Annotated in this window: 13 protein-coding genes; 8 read left to right on the forward strand and 5 right to left on the reverse strand. The window is 60.5% G+C overall.

Going from position 1 to position 14,496, the window contains the following annotated elements; translation table 11 throughout:
- Window positions 1–27: 27 nt before the first annotated feature.
- The 3 genes from metF to metB form a co-directional block, all read right to left on the reverse strand.
- Window positions 28–924 (reverse strand): methylenetetrahydrofolate reductase, encoded by an 897-nt coding sequence (metF, locus tag WFM45_RS23230; protein WP_004931071.1) that lies wholly within the window; start codon window positions 922–924, stop codon window positions 28–30.
- A 228-nt stretch (window positions 925–1,152) separates the two neighbouring features.
- Complete coding sequence (locus WFM45_RS23235) at window positions 1,153–3,588, reverse strand: bifunctional aspartate kinase/homoserine dehydrogenase II (RefSeq protein WP_033631321.1); 2,436 nt, start codon at window positions 3,586–3,588, stop codon at window positions 1,153–1,155.
- Window positions 3,589–3,590: 2 nt separating this feature from the next.
- Window positions 3,591–4,751 carry a cystathionine gamma-synthase gene (gene metB / locus WFM45_RS23240; protein WP_015379413.1) on the reverse strand — a complete coding sequence of 387 codons (1,161 nt, stop codon included), beginning with the start codon at window positions 4,749–4,751 and terminating at the stop codon, window positions 3,591–3,593.
- A 304-nt stretch (window positions 4,752–5,055) separates the two neighbouring features.
- Here metB and metJ point away from each other — a divergent pair, with 304 nt between their 5' ends.
- Window positions 5,056–5,373 (forward strand): met regulon transcriptional regulator MetJ, encoded by a 318-nt coding sequence (metJ, locus tag WFM45_RS23245; RefSeq protein ID WP_004931076.1) that lies wholly within the window; start codon window positions 5,056–5,058, stop codon window positions 5,371–5,373.
- A 77-nt stretch (window positions 5,374–5,450) separates the two neighbouring features.
- Here the strand turns inward: metJ and rpmE are convergent, their stop codons facing one another.
- The gene (rpmE, locus tag WFM45_RS23250) at window positions 5,451–5,666 is read right to left on the reverse strand and encodes a 50S ribosomal protein L31 (RefSeq protein WP_004931078.1); all 216 of its coding nucleotides are present in this window, start codon (window positions 5,664–5,666) and stop codon (window positions 5,451–5,453) included.
- A gap of 200 nt (window positions 5,667–5,866) precedes the next feature.
- On the opposite strand from rpmE, the gene priA reads away from it, so the two are divergent.
- From priA to rraA, 7 genes are all read left to right on the forward strand, one after another.
- A complete protein-coding gene (gene priA / locus WFM45_RS23255) occupies window positions 5,867–8,062 on the forward strand; it encodes a primosomal protein N' (protein WP_004931080.1) in 2,196 nt (731 codons plus the stop codon).
- A 291-nt stretch (window positions 8,063–8,353) separates the two neighbouring features.
- Window positions 8,354–9,382 (forward strand): DNA-binding transcriptional regulator CytR, encoded by a 1,029-nt coding sequence (gene cytR, locus WFM45_RS23260; protein WP_004931082.1) that lies wholly within the window; start codon window positions 8,354–8,356, stop codon window positions 9,380–9,382.
- A gap of 65 nt (window positions 9,383–9,447) precedes the next feature.
- Window positions 9,448–10,389 (forward strand): cell division protein FtsN, encoded by a 942-nt coding sequence (gene ftsN, locus WFM45_RS23265; protein WP_085337673.1) that lies wholly within the window; start codon window positions 9,448–9,450, stop codon window positions 10,387–10,389.
- Between the two features lie 102 nt (window positions 10,390–10,491).
- The gene (gene hslV, locus WFM45_RS23270; protein WP_004931085.1) at window positions 10,492–11,022 is read left to right on the forward strand and encodes an ATP-dependent protease subunit HslV; all 531 of its coding nucleotides are present in this window, start codon (window positions 10,492–10,494) and stop codon (window positions 11,020–11,022) included.
- Between the two features lie 12 nt (window positions 11,023–11,034).
- Window positions 11,035–12,369, forward strand: coding sequence for an HslU--HslV peptidase ATPase subunit (gene hslU / locus WFM45_RS23275; RefSeq protein WP_033631324.1), 1,335 nt, complete (start codon window positions 11,035–11,037; stop codon window positions 12,367–12,369).
- A 96-nt stretch (window positions 12,370–12,465) separates the two neighbouring features.
- Window positions 12,466–13,383 carry a 1,4-dihydroxy-2-naphthoate polyprenyltransferase gene (locus tag WFM45_RS23280; RefSeq protein ID WP_336957407.1) on the forward strand — a complete coding sequence of 306 codons (918 nt, stop codon included), beginning with the start codon at window positions 12,466–12,468 and terminating at the stop codon, window positions 13,381–13,383.
- 75 nt (window positions 13,384–13,458) lie between these two features.
- The gene (gene rraA / locus WFM45_RS23285) at window positions 13,459–13,944 is read left to right on the forward strand and encodes a ribonuclease E activity regulator RraA (protein WP_004931090.1); all 486 of its coding nucleotides are present in this window, start codon (window positions 13,459–13,461) and stop codon (window positions 13,942–13,944) included.
- 59 nt (window positions 13,945–14,003) lie between these two features.
- On the opposite strand, the gene zapB is transcribed toward rraA, so the two are convergent.
- Window positions 14,004–14,243 carry a septal ring assembly protein ZapB gene (gene zapB, locus WFM45_RS23290; RefSeq protein WP_004931092.1) on the reverse strand — a complete coding sequence of 80 codons (240 nt, stop codon included), beginning with the start codon at window positions 14,241–14,243 and terminating at the stop codon, window positions 14,004–14,006.
- Window positions 14,244–14,496 lie beyond the last annotated feature (253 nt).

Raw genomic sequence — 14,496 nt, forward strand, 5'->3', positions numbered from 1 at the left:
GACGCCCTTTTCAATGGAGCAAGCCCGTCAGGCGGCGGCCACCGGGCGCACGCCCAGCGTGTGGCAGATGGCGTAGCTCATCTCGGCGCGGTTCAGGGTATAGAAGTGGAAATCTTTCACCCCTTCGCGGCTGAGGATCTTCACCATGTCCATGGCGATGTTGGCGCCGACCATTTTGCGGGTCTCCGCATCGTCGTCCAGCCCTTCGAACATGCTGGTCATCCAGCTCGGCACCCGCACGTTGGTCATGGTGGCGAAGCGCTGCAGCTGCTTGAAGTTGGACACCGGCAAAATGCCCGGCACGATTTCCACGTCGATACCGGCGGCGACGCAGCGGTCGCGAAAGCGCAGGTAGCTCTCAACGTCGAAGAAGAACTGGGTAATCGCGCGACTGGCGCCGGCGTCGATCTTGCGTTTCAGGTTAATCAAATCGGCCTGGGCGCTCTTCGCCTCCGGGTGCACTTCCGGGTAGGCGGCGACGGAAATGTCGAAGTCGCCCACGTCTTTCAGCAGCGCCACCAGATCGGTCGCGTACATGTCCGGCTTGCCGCCGCCCGGCGGCAGATCGCCGCGCAGCGCCACGATATGGCGGATGCCGCTGTTCCAGTAATCGGTCGCGATGTCGCGCAGCTGCGCCGGGCTGGCATCGATGCAGGTCAGGTGCGGCGCCGCCTCCAGGCCGGTGCGTTCCTTGATCCCTTTGATGATGCTGTGGGTGCGATCGCGCTCGCCGGAGTTGGCGCCGTAGGTGACGGAAACGAATTTAGGCTTGAGGATGCTCAGACGATCGATCGACTGCCACAGGGTCTCTTCCATCTCGCTGGTGCGTGGCGGGAAGAACTCGAATGATACGTTAATCTGGCCGTTCAACTCCGCCAGACTCTGATTCAGCGCTTCCCGCTGGTTTGCGTGGAAAAAACTCATACCCTGCTCACCTCTTATCGATCACTGTTTTTATTTCATCTTGATGAGCGTCTATACGTTTAGACGTCTAGATAGAAAATGCCGCATGTTGGCTAAAGAGTCAACAGGAAAATGAGGGGAATAAGATGATTAATCCTCACCCGCTCAACGAGGGAATTTCATGATCGCGACAAAGATAAGTATGGCAGGAAAAGCCAAGGGGCGCGGTGAACCCGCGCCCGCAGAGGATTAAAGCAGCTGCGCCAATCGGTTAAGGTCTGACTGGATCGCGCCGGCGGTGACGTCGCGGCCGGCGCCCGGCCCGCGGATCACCAGCGGATTATCGCGATACCAGCGGCTTTCGATGGCGAACACGTTGTCGCACGGCAGCAGCGAGGCCAGAGGATGCTCAGGGCGCACCGCCTCCACGCCGACCCGCGCCTTGCCGTTGGCGTCGAAACGCGCCACGTGGCGCAGCACCAGGCCCATTTCGCTGGCGGCCTCAAAGCGCTGCTGCATCTGCTGGTTCAGCGCCTCACCGTTCTCGAAGAACTGATCGACAGAGCCCAGCTCGCAGCCCGCCGGCACCAGCGACTCGACCCGCACCTGGTTCGGTTCGATGTCGTAGCCCGCTTCGCGCGCCAGGATCACCAGCTTGCGCATCACGTCCTGGCCGGAGAGATCGACCCGCGGATCCGGTTCGGTCAGCCCCTGCTGCCAGGCCTGATCCACCAGCTCGGTGAACGGCACCGTGCCGTCATACTGCAGGAACAGCCAGGAGAGCGTGCCGGAGAAGATGCCGCTGATCGCCAGAATGCTGTCGCCGCTGTCGCGCAGATCGCGCACCGTGTGGTTGACCGGCAGGCCGGCACCGACGGTGGCGTTATACAGCCAGTGGCGGCCGGTTTTGGCGAAGGCGTCGCGAATTTGGCGATAGCTGTCGCTGCACGAGGCCCCCGCCAACTTGTTGGCGCTGATCACGTGGAAACCGTAGCTGGCGAAATCCAGATACTGCCCGGCCAGCTCTTCGCTGGCGGTCACGTCAAGCACCACCAGATCGTCGAACGGGTGCGCGCGCATCCACAGGAACAGCGATTCTTCATCCAGCTCCTGCGCTTCGTCCTCAAAGAATGCCAGCGCGCGGCTGGCGTCCAGCCCGTCATAGTTCAGCAGGCTGCGGCGGCTGTCCACCACCCCCGCCAGGATAAATTCGAAGCCGCTGCGCGCGGAGATATTGGTCTGCTCACGGGCGAACAGCTCCAGCCAGCGCGAGCCGATATTGCCCTTGCCGAACAGCACCAGACCGATGCGCTTCTCGGCGCGGAACAGGCTTTGGTGCAGCCCCTGGATCAGCAGCGCGGTCGGCCCCTGGCGCAATACCGCCACCAGGCTGATGCCATCTTCCGCCTGCCAGATGAACTCGACCGGCTGATCTTTCAACTGCTGATAGAAACGGTGGCTGTGCAGCGGGTTCTTGCACACCCCGGCGCCGACCATCGCCACCAGCGCCAACCCTTCACGCAGGCGCAGCTCGCCTGGCAGCGCCGCGGCCTGCAGCGTCACCAGCGCGCTGTTGACCACCTCGGAGGTGTAGCACAGCTGCACCAGGTTGCGGTCAGGGTGGATGCCCACCGCCAGCGGTTTGATCTGCGCGCGCTTGAGCACCAGATCCAACTCTTTCTGCGCCAGTTTGAAGTCATGCTGAGCGGCAACGTGCAGTTCAATCAGGCACACATCGTCGTGGCTGGTGACAATCTTGGCGCCGGTGCCGGACGCCAATACGCGCTCGATGCGCGTCGAGCCCTGCTCCGGCTGATAGCTGCAGCGCAGCTGAAGATCGATATCGCTGCCGGAGACCGGCTGCAGGGTGCGGGTGTGCAATACCGGCGCCGCCAGGCGCGCCAGCTCGCTGGCTTCGTCCAGACGCAGCAGCGGCAGCAGGCAGGCGTCTTTCACCTTGCGCGGATCGGCGCTGTATACCCCGGCCACGTCGCTCCAGATGGTGACGCGCGCGGCGCCGGCCAACGCGCCGACCTGAGTGGCGGAGTAGTCGCTGCCGTTACGCCCCAACAGCACGGTTTCCCCGGCGTCGTTGCGCGAAATGAACCCGGTCACCACCAGGCGTTTGCCCGGATGTTGAGCCATCAATTGCTGCAGCAGCGGGTAAGAACGGCCTTCATCCACCTGCGGCTGCGCGGCGCGCTCAGCGCGCAGGAAATCACGCGCGTCCAGCCAGGCCGCCTGCATATCCAGCTGATTAAGCACCGCCGCCATCAGGCGCGCCGACCAGATCTCGCCGTGCCCGACCACTTCGGCATAGCATACCTCGTCGACGTTGCCGTCCAGCAGCGCCGCCAGACGTTCCAGATCCTGAATGAACTCGGCGATCAGCGGCTCGGCGCTTTCCGGCGGCAACAGGCCGCTGATAAGATCGCTGTGATAGCGACGCAACGTCTGCTGCACCTGATGCGCAGACAGGCGATCGCTCTGGCTGAGCTTCAGCCAGTTGATCAACTGGTTGGTGGTACTGCCGGCGGCCGATACCACCATCATGTCGCCCGGCTGGCTGTATTCCGCCATAATCCCGGCCACACGCAGATAACACTTCACATCCGCCAGACTGCTGCCGCCAAACTTGTGCAGTTGACGCCCGCTCACCGGCCCTGCTACAGCAATTGCATTCATGCTTACCTCGTTGCCGCCGCCTGGAAAGCGCGTTCCAGATCGGCAATCAAATCTTCACTGTCTTCAATACCCACGGAAATGCGCAGCAGGCTCTCGGAGATGCCGGCCGCTGCCCGCGCCTCCGCCGCCATGCCGGCGTGAGTCATGGTCGCTGCATGCGAGATCAGGCTTTCTACGCCGCCCAACGATTCTGCCAGAGTAAACAGCTCAAGGGCAGAGAGAAAACGGCGCAGCACCGCTTCATCGCCGTCCAGTTCAAAACTCAGCATCGCGCCGAAACCGCGCTGCTGACGGCGGGCGATCTCATGCCCCGGATTCTCCGGCAGGGAGGGATGATACAGCTTTTTCACCAGCGGTTGCTGCTGTAAATAGTCAACAATCGCTTCAGCGTTTTGTTGCGCCGCCTTGATGCGCGGCGACAGCGTGCGCATGCCGCGCAGCAGCAGATAACTGTCGAACGCGCCGCCGGTCACGCCAATGTTGTTTGCCCACCAGGCCAACTCGACCGCCAGCTCGGGATCTTTGGCAATCACCGCCCCGGCCACCACGTCCGAATGCCCGTTCAGGTATTTGGTGCAAGAATGGACCACCAGATCGGCACCGAGTTCGATCGGCTGTTGCAGGGCCGGGCTGAGGAAGGTGTTGTCCACCACCGTCAACGCGCCCGCCGCATGCGCGGCAGCGCAGATCGCCGCGATGTCCACCACCCGCAGCAGCGGATTGCTGGGGCTTTCTATCAGCACCAGCTTCGGCTTCTGCGCCAGCGCCTGCTGCAGGGCTTCTTCATTACCCTGATCGACGAACAGCACGCGATAGGCGCCGCGCTTGCTCAGGCTGTCGAACAGCCGATAGCTGCCGCCGTAGCAGTCGTGCGGCGCCACCAGCAGATCGCCGGGCTTCAACAACACGGTGGTCACCAGATGGATCGCCGACATCCCGCTACCGGTCATCACCGCGCCGGCGCCGCCTTCCAGCTCCGCCAACGCGCGCTGCACTACGTCGCGCGTCGGGTTGCCGCGGCGCGAGTAGTCATGGGCTCGGGGTTGGTTGAAGTCGGTAAAGTTATAGGTGCTGGACAAATGAATCGGCGGGACAACGCAGCCGTACTGTTCGTCGTCGTTCAGGCCGCTGCGTACGGCAATCGTGGCTGGTTTACGCGTCATGGGCTCGCTCGGCTCTCGGTTCGGTGGATGAGGCCTAAAGAGTAATCGCAGGATTGATAGACGTCAATACATCTGGACATCTAAACTTCTTTGCGTATAGATTGAGCAATGACACAATACCCGCTAAAATTATGCCGATATGACATGACGATAAGATGTTAAGCGGCAATGCCTGGCCGAAGCGGGGCATTCAGTGACCCTGGTCGCGTAAAATTGACATTTATTTAGTGAGAACAGTGAAGATCGGGCATAATTGGCCGGTTTTTAGAATTTTGTAATTTTTCTGACAAAGTTAAGGTGTCCCATGGCTGAGTGGAACGGCGAGTATGTCAGCCCTTACGCTGAACACGGTAAAAAAAGCGAGCAAGTCAAAAAGATCACGGTATCCATTCCGCTGAAGGTCCTGAAAATCCTTACCGACGAACGGACCCGTCGCCAGGTGAACAACCTGCGCCACGCCACCAACAGCGAACTGCTGTGCGAAGCGTTTCTGCATGCCTTTACCGGCCAGCCGCTGCCGAACGATGAAGACCTGCGCAAAGAGCGCAGCGATGAAATCCCGGAAGCCGCAAAAGCGTTGATGCGCGAACTGGGTGTCGATCCCGATACCTGGGAATATTGAGAACCGCCCGGCGAACGCCGGCGGCAGAAAAGAAAAAAGGCGCCCAGGGCGCCTTTTTCATCGGTCGATAAGAAATCTTATTTCTTAGCGCCTGGTACGCTGAAACGCTTGTTGAAGCGGTCAACGCGGCCACCGGTAGCAACGTCACGCTGCTTGCCAGTGTAGAACGGGTGGCATGCGCCACAAACGTCCAGGTTCAGATCGTGGCCCACGGTGGAGCGGATCTTCATCACGTTACCGCAAGAGCAGTTAGCAGTAACTTCTTCGTATTTTGGGTGGATACCTTGTTTCATGGGAAACCTCAGTTAAGGCCGTGTCGCTATCCAGCCCTGTTTCGCCAGACACCACACGTGGTTGATAATAGAATTTTGGTATCGAATTATACCAAAGGCGGCAAATTATACAGCATTAGTCGGGGCGCGCAATCGGAACCGTACATTTGCCGATGCGCCGTGTAAACTGATGCCCACTTTTTTTCAATTTGGATGAGATCATGCCCGTCGTACACGTTGCTTTGCCGGTCCCCCTCGCCCGCACCTTCGACTATCTGCTGCCGCCCGGCATGCAGCCGGTGGCCGGCGCGCGCGTGGGCGTGCCCTGGGGCAGGCAGCATGCAATCGGCATCGTCACCGGCTGCAGCGACACCAGCGAACTGCCGCTGGACAAGCTCAAACCGATCGACAGCGTGATCGACACCGAGTCGCTGTTCTCTCCCAGCCTGTGGCGCATCCTGCGCTGGGCCAGCGATTACTATCACTATCCCATCGGTGAAGTGCTGTTCCACGCGCTGCCGATCCTGCTGCGCCAAGGCAAACCGGCCGAGGCCGCGCCGCTGTGGCAGTGGTTCGCCACCGAAGAGGGGCGCGCCACGCCGCCCGAAAGCCTGAAACGCGCGCCGAAACAGCAGCAGGCGCTGGCGGCGCTGTTGCAACGCCCGGTCTATCGCCATCAGGTCAGCCAGCTTGAGCTGACGGAAAGCGCTCTACAGGCGCTGCGCGCCAAAGGGCTGATCGACCTGCGCGCTCAGGTCGCGGCCACGCAGGACTGGCGCCCCAATTTCGCGGTGCTTGGCGAGCGGCTGCGGCTGAATACCGAACAGGCCACCGCCGTCGGGGCGATCAGAAGCGAGGATGAGCAGTTCGCCGCCTGGCTGCTGGCCGGGGTCACCGGCTCCGGCAAGACCGAGGTGTATCTCAGCGTGCTGGAGAACGTGTTGGCCAAAGGCCGGCAGGCGCTGGTGCTGGTGCCGGAAATCGGCCTGACGCCGCAAACCATCGCCCGCTTTCGCGAGCGCTTCAACGCGCCGGTGGACGTGCTGCACTCCGGGCTGAACGACAGCGAACGGCTGGCGGTTTGGCTGCGCGCGCGCAGCGGCGAAGCCGCGATCGTCATCGGCACCCGCTCGGCGCTGTTCACGCCGTTCCGGCAACTGGGCGTAATCATCATCGACGAAGAGCACGACAGCTCTTATAAACAGCAGGAAGGCTGGCGCTACCATGCCCGCGATCTGGCGGTGTTTCGCGCCCGGGAAGAGGACATCCCGATGGTGATGGGCTCCGCCACGCCGGCACTGGAAACGCTGCACAACGTGCAGCTGGGCAAATATCGCCAGTTGAAGCTCACCCAACGCGCGGGCAACGCCAAACCGGCGGCGCAGCACCTGATCGATCTGAAAGGGTTGCCGCTGAAGGTCGGCCTGTCACAGCCGCTGTTGAAGAGCATGCAACACCATTTAAAAGCCGGCAACCAGGTGATGCTGTTCCTCAACCGCCGCGGTTACGCCCCGGCGCTGCTGTGCCACGAGTGCGGTTGGATCGCCGAATGCCAGCGCTGCGATCACTACTACACCTTCCACCAGCATCAGCGCCAGCTGCGCTGCCACCACTGCGACAGCCAGCGACCGGTGCCGCACCAGTGCCCGCAGTGCGGCTCCACCCACCTGGTGTCGGTGGGCGTCGGCACCGAACAGCTGGAACAGGAGCTGGCGCCGCTGTTCCCCGACACGCCGATCACCCGCATCGATCGCGACACCACCAGCCGCAAAGGGGCGCTGGAGCAACACCTGGCGGATATTCATCGCGGCGAAGCGCGCATTCTGATCGGCACGCAGATGCTGGCCAAGGGCCACCACTTTCCCGACGTCACGCTGGTGGCGTTGCTGGACGTGGACGGCGCGTTGTTCTCCGCCGACTTCCGCTCCGCCGAGCGTTTCGCTCAGCTGTATACCCAGGTCTCCGGCCGGGCGGGCCGCGCGGGCAAACAGGGTGAAGTGCTGCTGCAAACCCACCACCCGGAGCACCCGCTGCTGCAGGTGCTGCTGCAACAGGGTTACGACGCCTTCGCCAAACAGACGCTGGCGGAGCGCAACAGCGTGTTTCTGCCGCCCTACACCAGCCACATCATCGTGCGCGCCGAAGATCACGATAACCAACAGGCCCCGTTGTTCCTGCAGCAGCTGCGCAATCTGTTGGAAGCCAGCCCGCTTAAGGACGATTCGCTGTGGGTGATGGGCCCGGTGCCGGCGCTGCAGTCCAAACGCGGCGGCCGTTTCCGCTGGCAGCTGCTGCTGCAGCACCCGACGCGGCGCGTCCTGCAACAGCTGATGAAAAGCTCGCTGCCGCTGATCGGCACCCTGCCGCAAACGCGCAAGGTGAAATGGACGCTGGATGTCGATCCGATCGACAGCTGATCCCGGAAAAGTCCGATTTAGCTGCCGCAGTGCAAACGTTTACCCTTGAAATTGCGAGCGAACGCTAAAAAACCTTCTCAGGTCACATTTTTTATGCAAATTAGGTAACAAAGGCGGGGCGTATTCTGTTTAGAATGTCTGCGAGGGCAAATTTTGTCGCCACATCGCAGCGCGACGGAGTGCCCGAACGCGAGTGGCGCTCAATGACAACAATCTCGCCACCGCATGCCGGACATTGTGAGCAAACAGCAGTAGTGGCGTCGGCATGGGGCTGACGCAAGGAGAAAGGCGTTGGAACACAAGAAAGAGTTATCCATGGCGACCATGAAAGACGTCGCCGAAATGGCGGGCGTTTCAACGGCTACCGTATCGCGTGCGCTGATGAACCCGGAAAAGGTGTCAACGCCAACGCGCCAGAAAGTGGAACAGGCCGTGCTGGCCGTGGGTTATTCTCCTCATGCTCTGTCACGCAATATCAAACGCAACGAATCCCGCACCATCCTGGTGATCGTGCCCGACATCTGCGATCCGTTTTTCGCCGATGTGATCCAGGGGATCGAACAGACCGCGGCCCAACAAGGTTATCTGGTGCTGATCGGCGACTGCGCGCAGCAAAATCAGCAAGAGCGCACCTTCGTCAATCTGATCATCACCAAACAGATCGACGGTATGCTGCTGCTGGGCTCCAACCTGCCGTTCGACGCCAGCAAGGAAGAGCAGCGCAACCTGCCGCCGATGGTGATGGCCAACGAGTTTGCCCCTGAGCTGGAACTGCCGACGGTGCACATCGATAACCTGACCGCCGCCTTTGAAGCCGTGCATTATTTGCATCAATTGGGCCACCGGCAGATCGCCTGCGTCGCCGGGCCGGAACAGATGCCGCTGAGCCATTATCGGCTGCAGGGTTACGTTCAAGCGCTACGTCGTAATGGCATTACCGTCGAAAGCAGCTATATTACCCGGGGTGATTTTACCTACGAAGCCGGCGCGCAAGCGCTGACGGCGCTGATGGCTCAGCCGAAACCGCCGACGGCGGTGTTCTGCCACAGCGACGTCATGGCGATCGGCGTGCTGTCCCAGGCGAAGAAAATGGGGCTGCGGGTACCGCAGGATCTGTCGATCGTCGGCTTTGACGACCTCAAGCTGGCGCAGTATTGCGATCCGCCGCTGACCACGGTGGCGCAGCCGCGCTTCCAGATCGGCCAGCAGGCGATGTTGCTGCTGCTGGAGCAGTTGAACGGCCAAACGGTGGCCAGCGGCTCCCGGCTATTGGACAGTGAATTGATTATCAGAGGCAGCACCGCTGCCCCGAAACGCTAGTCAAATATTTTAGGGTTCAGTAACATGACGGACTTATCCTCTCATCAGGACACAGCGGAATAATAGTGGCACAAAAAGACTATGTAAGCCGTGGGCGCGCAGCAGGAGCTAAGCGTAAAACCCCCAGCCGTAAAAAACGCAGTTCTCCGAAGGTTTCCAAAACCGTGCTGGCGTTAGCCGCCGCGTTGCTGGTTGTCTTTGTCGGTGGCCTCTATTTCATTACGCACAACAAGCCGGAAGACGCGCCGTTGTTGCCTGCGCACACCACTCGCCCGGGCAACGGCCTGCCGCCGAAGCCGGAAGAGCGCTGGCGCTATATCAAAGAGCTGGAAAACCGGCAGATCGGCGTGCAAACCCCGACCGAACCGACGGCCGGCGGCGAGCTCAATTCCAAAACTCAGCTGACCGCCGAACAGCGGCAGTTGCTGGAACAAATGCAGGCCGACATGCAGCAGCGTCCGACGCAGCTGAATGAAGTGCCGTATAACGATCCGGGCCAGGCCAACGCGCGCAGCAACCGCCAGCAGCAGATGCAACAACAGCAAATGCAGCAGCAGCCGGTACAGCAACAGCAGCAGGTCGCTCAGCCGCCGCGCAACCCGTTCAACAACGGGGCCACCACCGCGCCGGTGCAGCAGCAGCAGCAGCACCAGCAGCCGAAGCCGGCCACCCAGCAACCGGTGCAGGTGAAACAGCCTGAGCCGAAGCCGCAACCGAAGCCGGAGCCCAAACCGGAAGTGAAACAGGAAACAGCCAAGCAGGAAACCAAGCCGGAATCGAAACAGAAGTGGATGGTGCAATGCGGTTCGTTCCGCGCCACCGATCAGGCTGAATCCGTGCGGGCGCGCCTGGCGTTCGAAGGCATCGAGAGCCGCATCACCGCCGGCGGCGGCTGGAATCGCGTAGTGCTCGGCCCCTACAGCAGCCGCGCCGCAGCGGACAAAACCCTTTCGCGCCTGAAGGGCGTCGGCATGTCGAGTTGCATTCCCCTCTCCGTTGGGGGTTGAAAAGCGTCAATCCCCCCCCATCTATACTCTCAATATGCCTCGTAGCGTCTGCGAAAGCAGGCGCTGCGGGGACTTCTTTCCGTCTTTAACGAGGGTCTGCTCGTGACAACAATTGTAAGCGTACGCCGCAACGGCCAGGTCGTCATCGGTGGTGATGGCCAGGCAACCCTGGGTAATACGGTGATGAAGGGTAACGTCAAGAAAGTGCGTCGCCTGTATAACGACAAAGTGATCGCCGGTTTCGCCGGTGGCACCGCTGACGCCTTCACGCTGTTTGAACTGTTTGAACGCAAACTGGAAATGCATCAGGGCCACCTGGTGAAAGCCGCCGTCGAGCTGGCGAAAGACTGGCGCACCGACCGCATGCTGCGCAAGCTCGAAGCGCTGCTGGCGGTCGCCGATGAAACCGCCTCGCTGATCATCACCGGCAACGGCGATGTGGTGCAGCCGGAAAACGATCTGATCGCCATCGGCTCCGGCGGCCCGTACGCCCAGGCTGCCGCCCGCGCCATGTTGGAAAATACCGAACTGAGCGCCCGCGACATCGTTGAGAAATCTCTCAACATCGCCGGCGACATCTGTATTTACACCAACCATTTCCACACCATTGAAGAATTGCCTTCCAAAGCGTAAGGATCGAATACCATGTCTGAAATGACCCCGCGCGAGATCGTCAGCGAACTGGACAGCTATATCATTGGCCAAAACAAGGCCAAACGCGCTGTCGCCATTGCCCTGCGCAACCGCTGGCGCCGGATGCAGCTCAACGAGATGCTGCGTCACGAAGTGACCCCGAAAAACATTCTGATGATCGGCCCGACCGGCGTCGGTAAAACCGAAATCGCCCGCCGTCTGGCGAAGCTGGCCAACGCGCCGTTCATCAAGGTTGAAGCCACCAAGTTCACCGAAGTGGGCTATGTGGGCAAAGAAGTGGACTCCATCATCCGCGATCTGACAGATGCCGCCATCAAAATGGTGCGCATGCAGTCGATCGAGAAAAACCGCACCCGCGCCGAAGAGTTGGCCGAAGAGCGCATTCTCGACGTGCTGATCCCGCCGGCCAAAAACAACTGGGGCCAGCCGGAAGAAAATCAGGAACCGTCCGCCGCCCGCCAGGCATTCCGCAAGAAACTGCGCGAAGGCCAGCTGGATGACAAAGAGATCGAAATCGATCTGGCCGCCGTGCCGATGGGCGTGGAAATCATGGCGCCTCCAGGCATGGAAGAGATGACCAACCAGCTGCAGTCGATGTTCCAGAACCTCGGCGGCCAGAAGCAAAAACCGCGCAAGCTGAAGATCAAAGAAGCCTTCAAGCTGCTGGTGGAAGAAGAAGCCGCCAAGCTGGTGAACCCGGAAGAGCTGAAAGAGCAGGCGATCGAAGCGGTTGAGCAGCACGGCATCGTGTTTATCGATGAGATCGACAAAATCTGTAAGCGCGGCGGCCAAAGCTCCGGTCCGGATGTCTCGCGTGAAGGCGTGCAGCGCGATCTGCTGCCGCTGGTGGAAGGCTGCACCGTGTCCACCAAGCACGGCATGGTGAAGACCGACCACATCCTGTTCATCGCTTCCGGCGCGTTCCAGACCGCCAATCCGTCGGATCTGATCCCGGAACTGCAGGGCCGTCTGCCGATCCGCGTTGAGCTGCAGGCGCTGACCACCGAAGACTTCGAGCGCATCCTGACCGAGCCGAGCGCGTCGCTGACCGAGCAGTACAAAGCGCTGATGGGCACCGAAGGCGTCAACATCGAGTTCACCGCCGACGGCATCCGCCGCATCGCCGAAGCCGCGTGGCAGGTCAACGAAAGCACCGAGAACATCGGCGCGCGTCGTCTGCACACCGTGCTGGAGCGTCTGATGGAAGATATTTCCTACGATGCGAGTGAAATTAATGGCCAATCCATTACAATTGATGCGGATTACGTGCGCAGTCATCTGGATGAACTGGTGGCGGATGAAGATTTGAGTCGTTTTATCCTATAATCGCTCAATCATTGTCTTGTCAGTCATCTGTGTGGGAGGCATTGCCTCCCACAATTATTTCTAACGGACACCGCAACTTACTGACAGAAGCGAAACATGAGCTCATCAACCTCCACCACCCCGATTTCCGCCTGGCTCGAAAGTCTACGCCCCCGCACCCTGCCGTTGGCCTTTGCCTCCATCGTGGTCGGCTCGGCGATCGCCGCCTGGCACGGCAGCCTGAAACCAGAAGTGGCGCTGCTGGCGCTGTTGACCGCCGGCCTGCTGCAGATCCTCTCCAACCTGGCGAACGACTACGGCGATGCGGTCAAAGGCAGCGACAAAGAAGATCGCATCGGGCCATTGCGCGGCATGCAGAAAGGCATGATCACCCAGGCGCAGATGAAACGGGCGCTGGTGGTGACGGTGGTGCTGATCGCCATCGCCGGCTGTTCGCTGATCGCCGTCGCCTGCGAGCAACCCAGCGACGTGGTGGGTTTCCTGGTGCTGGGCGGGCTGTCCATCGTGGCGGCCATCACCTATACCGTTGGCAACAAGCCCTACGGGTATTTGGGGCTGGGCGATATCTCGGTGCTGGTGTTCTTCGGCTGGCTGAGCGTGGCCGGTACCTACTATCTGCAGACGCACACCTTCGACAGCGTCGTGATGCTGCCCGCCACCGCCTGCGGCCTGCTGGCGACGGCGGTGCTCAACATCAACAATCTGCGCGATATCGAAAGCGATCGCGAAAACGGCAAGAATACGCTGGCGGTGCGTCTCGGCCCGCACAAGGCGCGCATTTACCATGCCCTACTGCTCGGCGGCGCAGTGCTGTGTTTCGCGCTGTTCACGCTGTTCAACCTGCACAGCTCGTGGGGTTGGCTGTTCGTGCTGGCGATCCCGCTGCTGGCGCGCCACGGCCTGCGCGTGCTGCGCGATCCGACGCCGGTAGGCATGCGGCCGATGCTGGAGCATATGGTCAAGGCGGCGTTGCTGGCCAATCTGCTGTTCGCCATCGGCGTGGCGCTCAGTTAAAAACTGATGATTTTGCCAACAGGGCGAATAAAGGGATATACTGAACATTCCAGCGGCAAACAGACGTAAAATCCTATGAAATACGATACTTCCGAACTTTGCGACATCTATCATGAAGAGGTGAACGTTGTTGAACCTCTGTTCTCCAATTTTGGCGGGCGTACTTCATTTGGCGGGCAGATCACCACGGTGAAATGCTTTGAGGATAACGGCCTGTTGTTCGATCTGCTTGAAGAAAACGGCCGCGGCCGCGTGCTGTTGGTCGACGGCGGCGGTTCGGTACGCCGGGCGCTGATCAACGCCGAACTGGCGCGCCTGGCCGCCCAGAACGAATGGGAAGGCATCGTGGTGTACGGCGCGGTGCGCCAGGTGGACGATCTGGAAGAGCTCGACATCGGCATTCAGGCGATGGCGGCAATCCCGGCGGGTGCCGTGAGCGAAGGCGTGGGCGAAAGCGATATCCGCGTCAACTTCGGTGGCGTCACCTTCTTCTCCGGCGACCACCTGTATGCCGACAACACCGGCATCATCCTCTCCGAGGACCCGCTCGACATCGAGTGATTTTCGGACATGAAAAAGGGCGCCTCAGGCGCCCTTTTCGTTGCTGCATGGCGTGAGAATCAGACCTCTTCCATTTTGCCCAGCAGCGCGCGCAGGCGATCTTGCCATACGTGCTGTTCTTCTTTCAGCTGTTGGTTTTCGCGCACCAACGCTTCGTGGTTGCCGGAGGCAGCCTGAACTTCCTGCGACAGAGAGTTGTTTTTGTCTTTCAGCTCTTCAATTTCCATCTGCAACAGGGTGATGGTATCAATCGCCTGCTGTACTTTTGCTTCCAGTTTCTCAAATACTTCAAATGACATGCTTCAGTCCCCTCATGATAGCAAGGCGTACATCTATAAGTAGCGGCCGCAACGTCGGCTGCAGCTACTGCGAATATTGCATCGCGCTCAGTGACGCGCGCCATTACGAAAGGCGCGCCGGTCTCGATTCGTTAAAAACGATTGTAAGTAGCCAGTCTCCGCCTGTCTAGCAACATACCGGATCATCGCGCAGTCTGTTGCAATTTTCCTGCCCTCGCCATCAGTAAAAACTGAAAATCCCCGTCGGCGCCGC

This window comes from Serratia sp. KG1D, from assembly GCF_037150675.1.
Classification (GTDB): Bacteria; Pseudomonadota; Gammaproteobacteria; order Enterobacterales; family Enterobacteriaceae; genus Serratia; species Serratia nematodiphila.

What these genes read in the sequence shown, in the direction of transcription:
- metF (WP_004931071.1), bottom strand. Translation starts at nt 924, where the DNA reads ATGAGTTTTTTCCACGCAAACCAGCGGGAAGCGCTGAATCAGAGTCTG.
- WFM45_RS23235 (WP_033631321.1), bottom strand. Translation starts at nt 3,588, where the DNA reads ATGAATGCAATTGCTGTAGCAGGGCCGGTGAGCGGGCGTCAACTGCAC.
- metB (WP_015379413.1), bottom strand. Translation starts at nt 4,751, where the DNA reads ATGACGCGTAAACCAGCCACGATTGCCGTACGCAGCGGCCTGAACGAC.
- metJ (WP_004931076.1), top strand. Translation starts at nt 5,056, where the DNA reads ATGGCTGAGTGGAACGGCGAGTATGTCAGCCCTTACGCTGAACACGGT.
- rpmE (WP_004931078.1), bottom strand. Translation starts at nt 5,666, where the DNA reads ATGAAACAAGGTATCCACCCAAAATACGAAGAAGTTACTGCTAACTGC.
- priA (WP_004931080.1), top strand. Translation starts at nt 5,867, where the DNA reads ATGCCCGTCGTACACGTTGCTTTGCCGGTCCCCCTCGCCCGCACCTTC.
- hslU (WP_033631324.1), top strand. Translation starts at nt 11,035, where the DNA reads ATGTCTGAAATGACCCCGCGCGAGATCGTCAGCGAACTGGACAGCTAT.
- WFM45_RS23280 (WP_336957407.1), top strand. Translation starts at nt 12,466, where the DNA reads ATGAGCTCATCAACCTCCACCACCCCGATTTCCGCCTGGCTCGAAAGT.
- rraA (WP_004931090.1), top strand. Translation starts at nt 13,459, where the DNA reads ATGAAATACGATACTTCCGAACTTTGCGACATCTATCATGAAGAGGTG.
- zapB (WP_004931092.1), bottom strand. Translation starts at nt 14,243, where the DNA reads ATGTCATTTGAAGTATTTGAGAAACTGGAAGCAAAAGTACAGCAGGCG.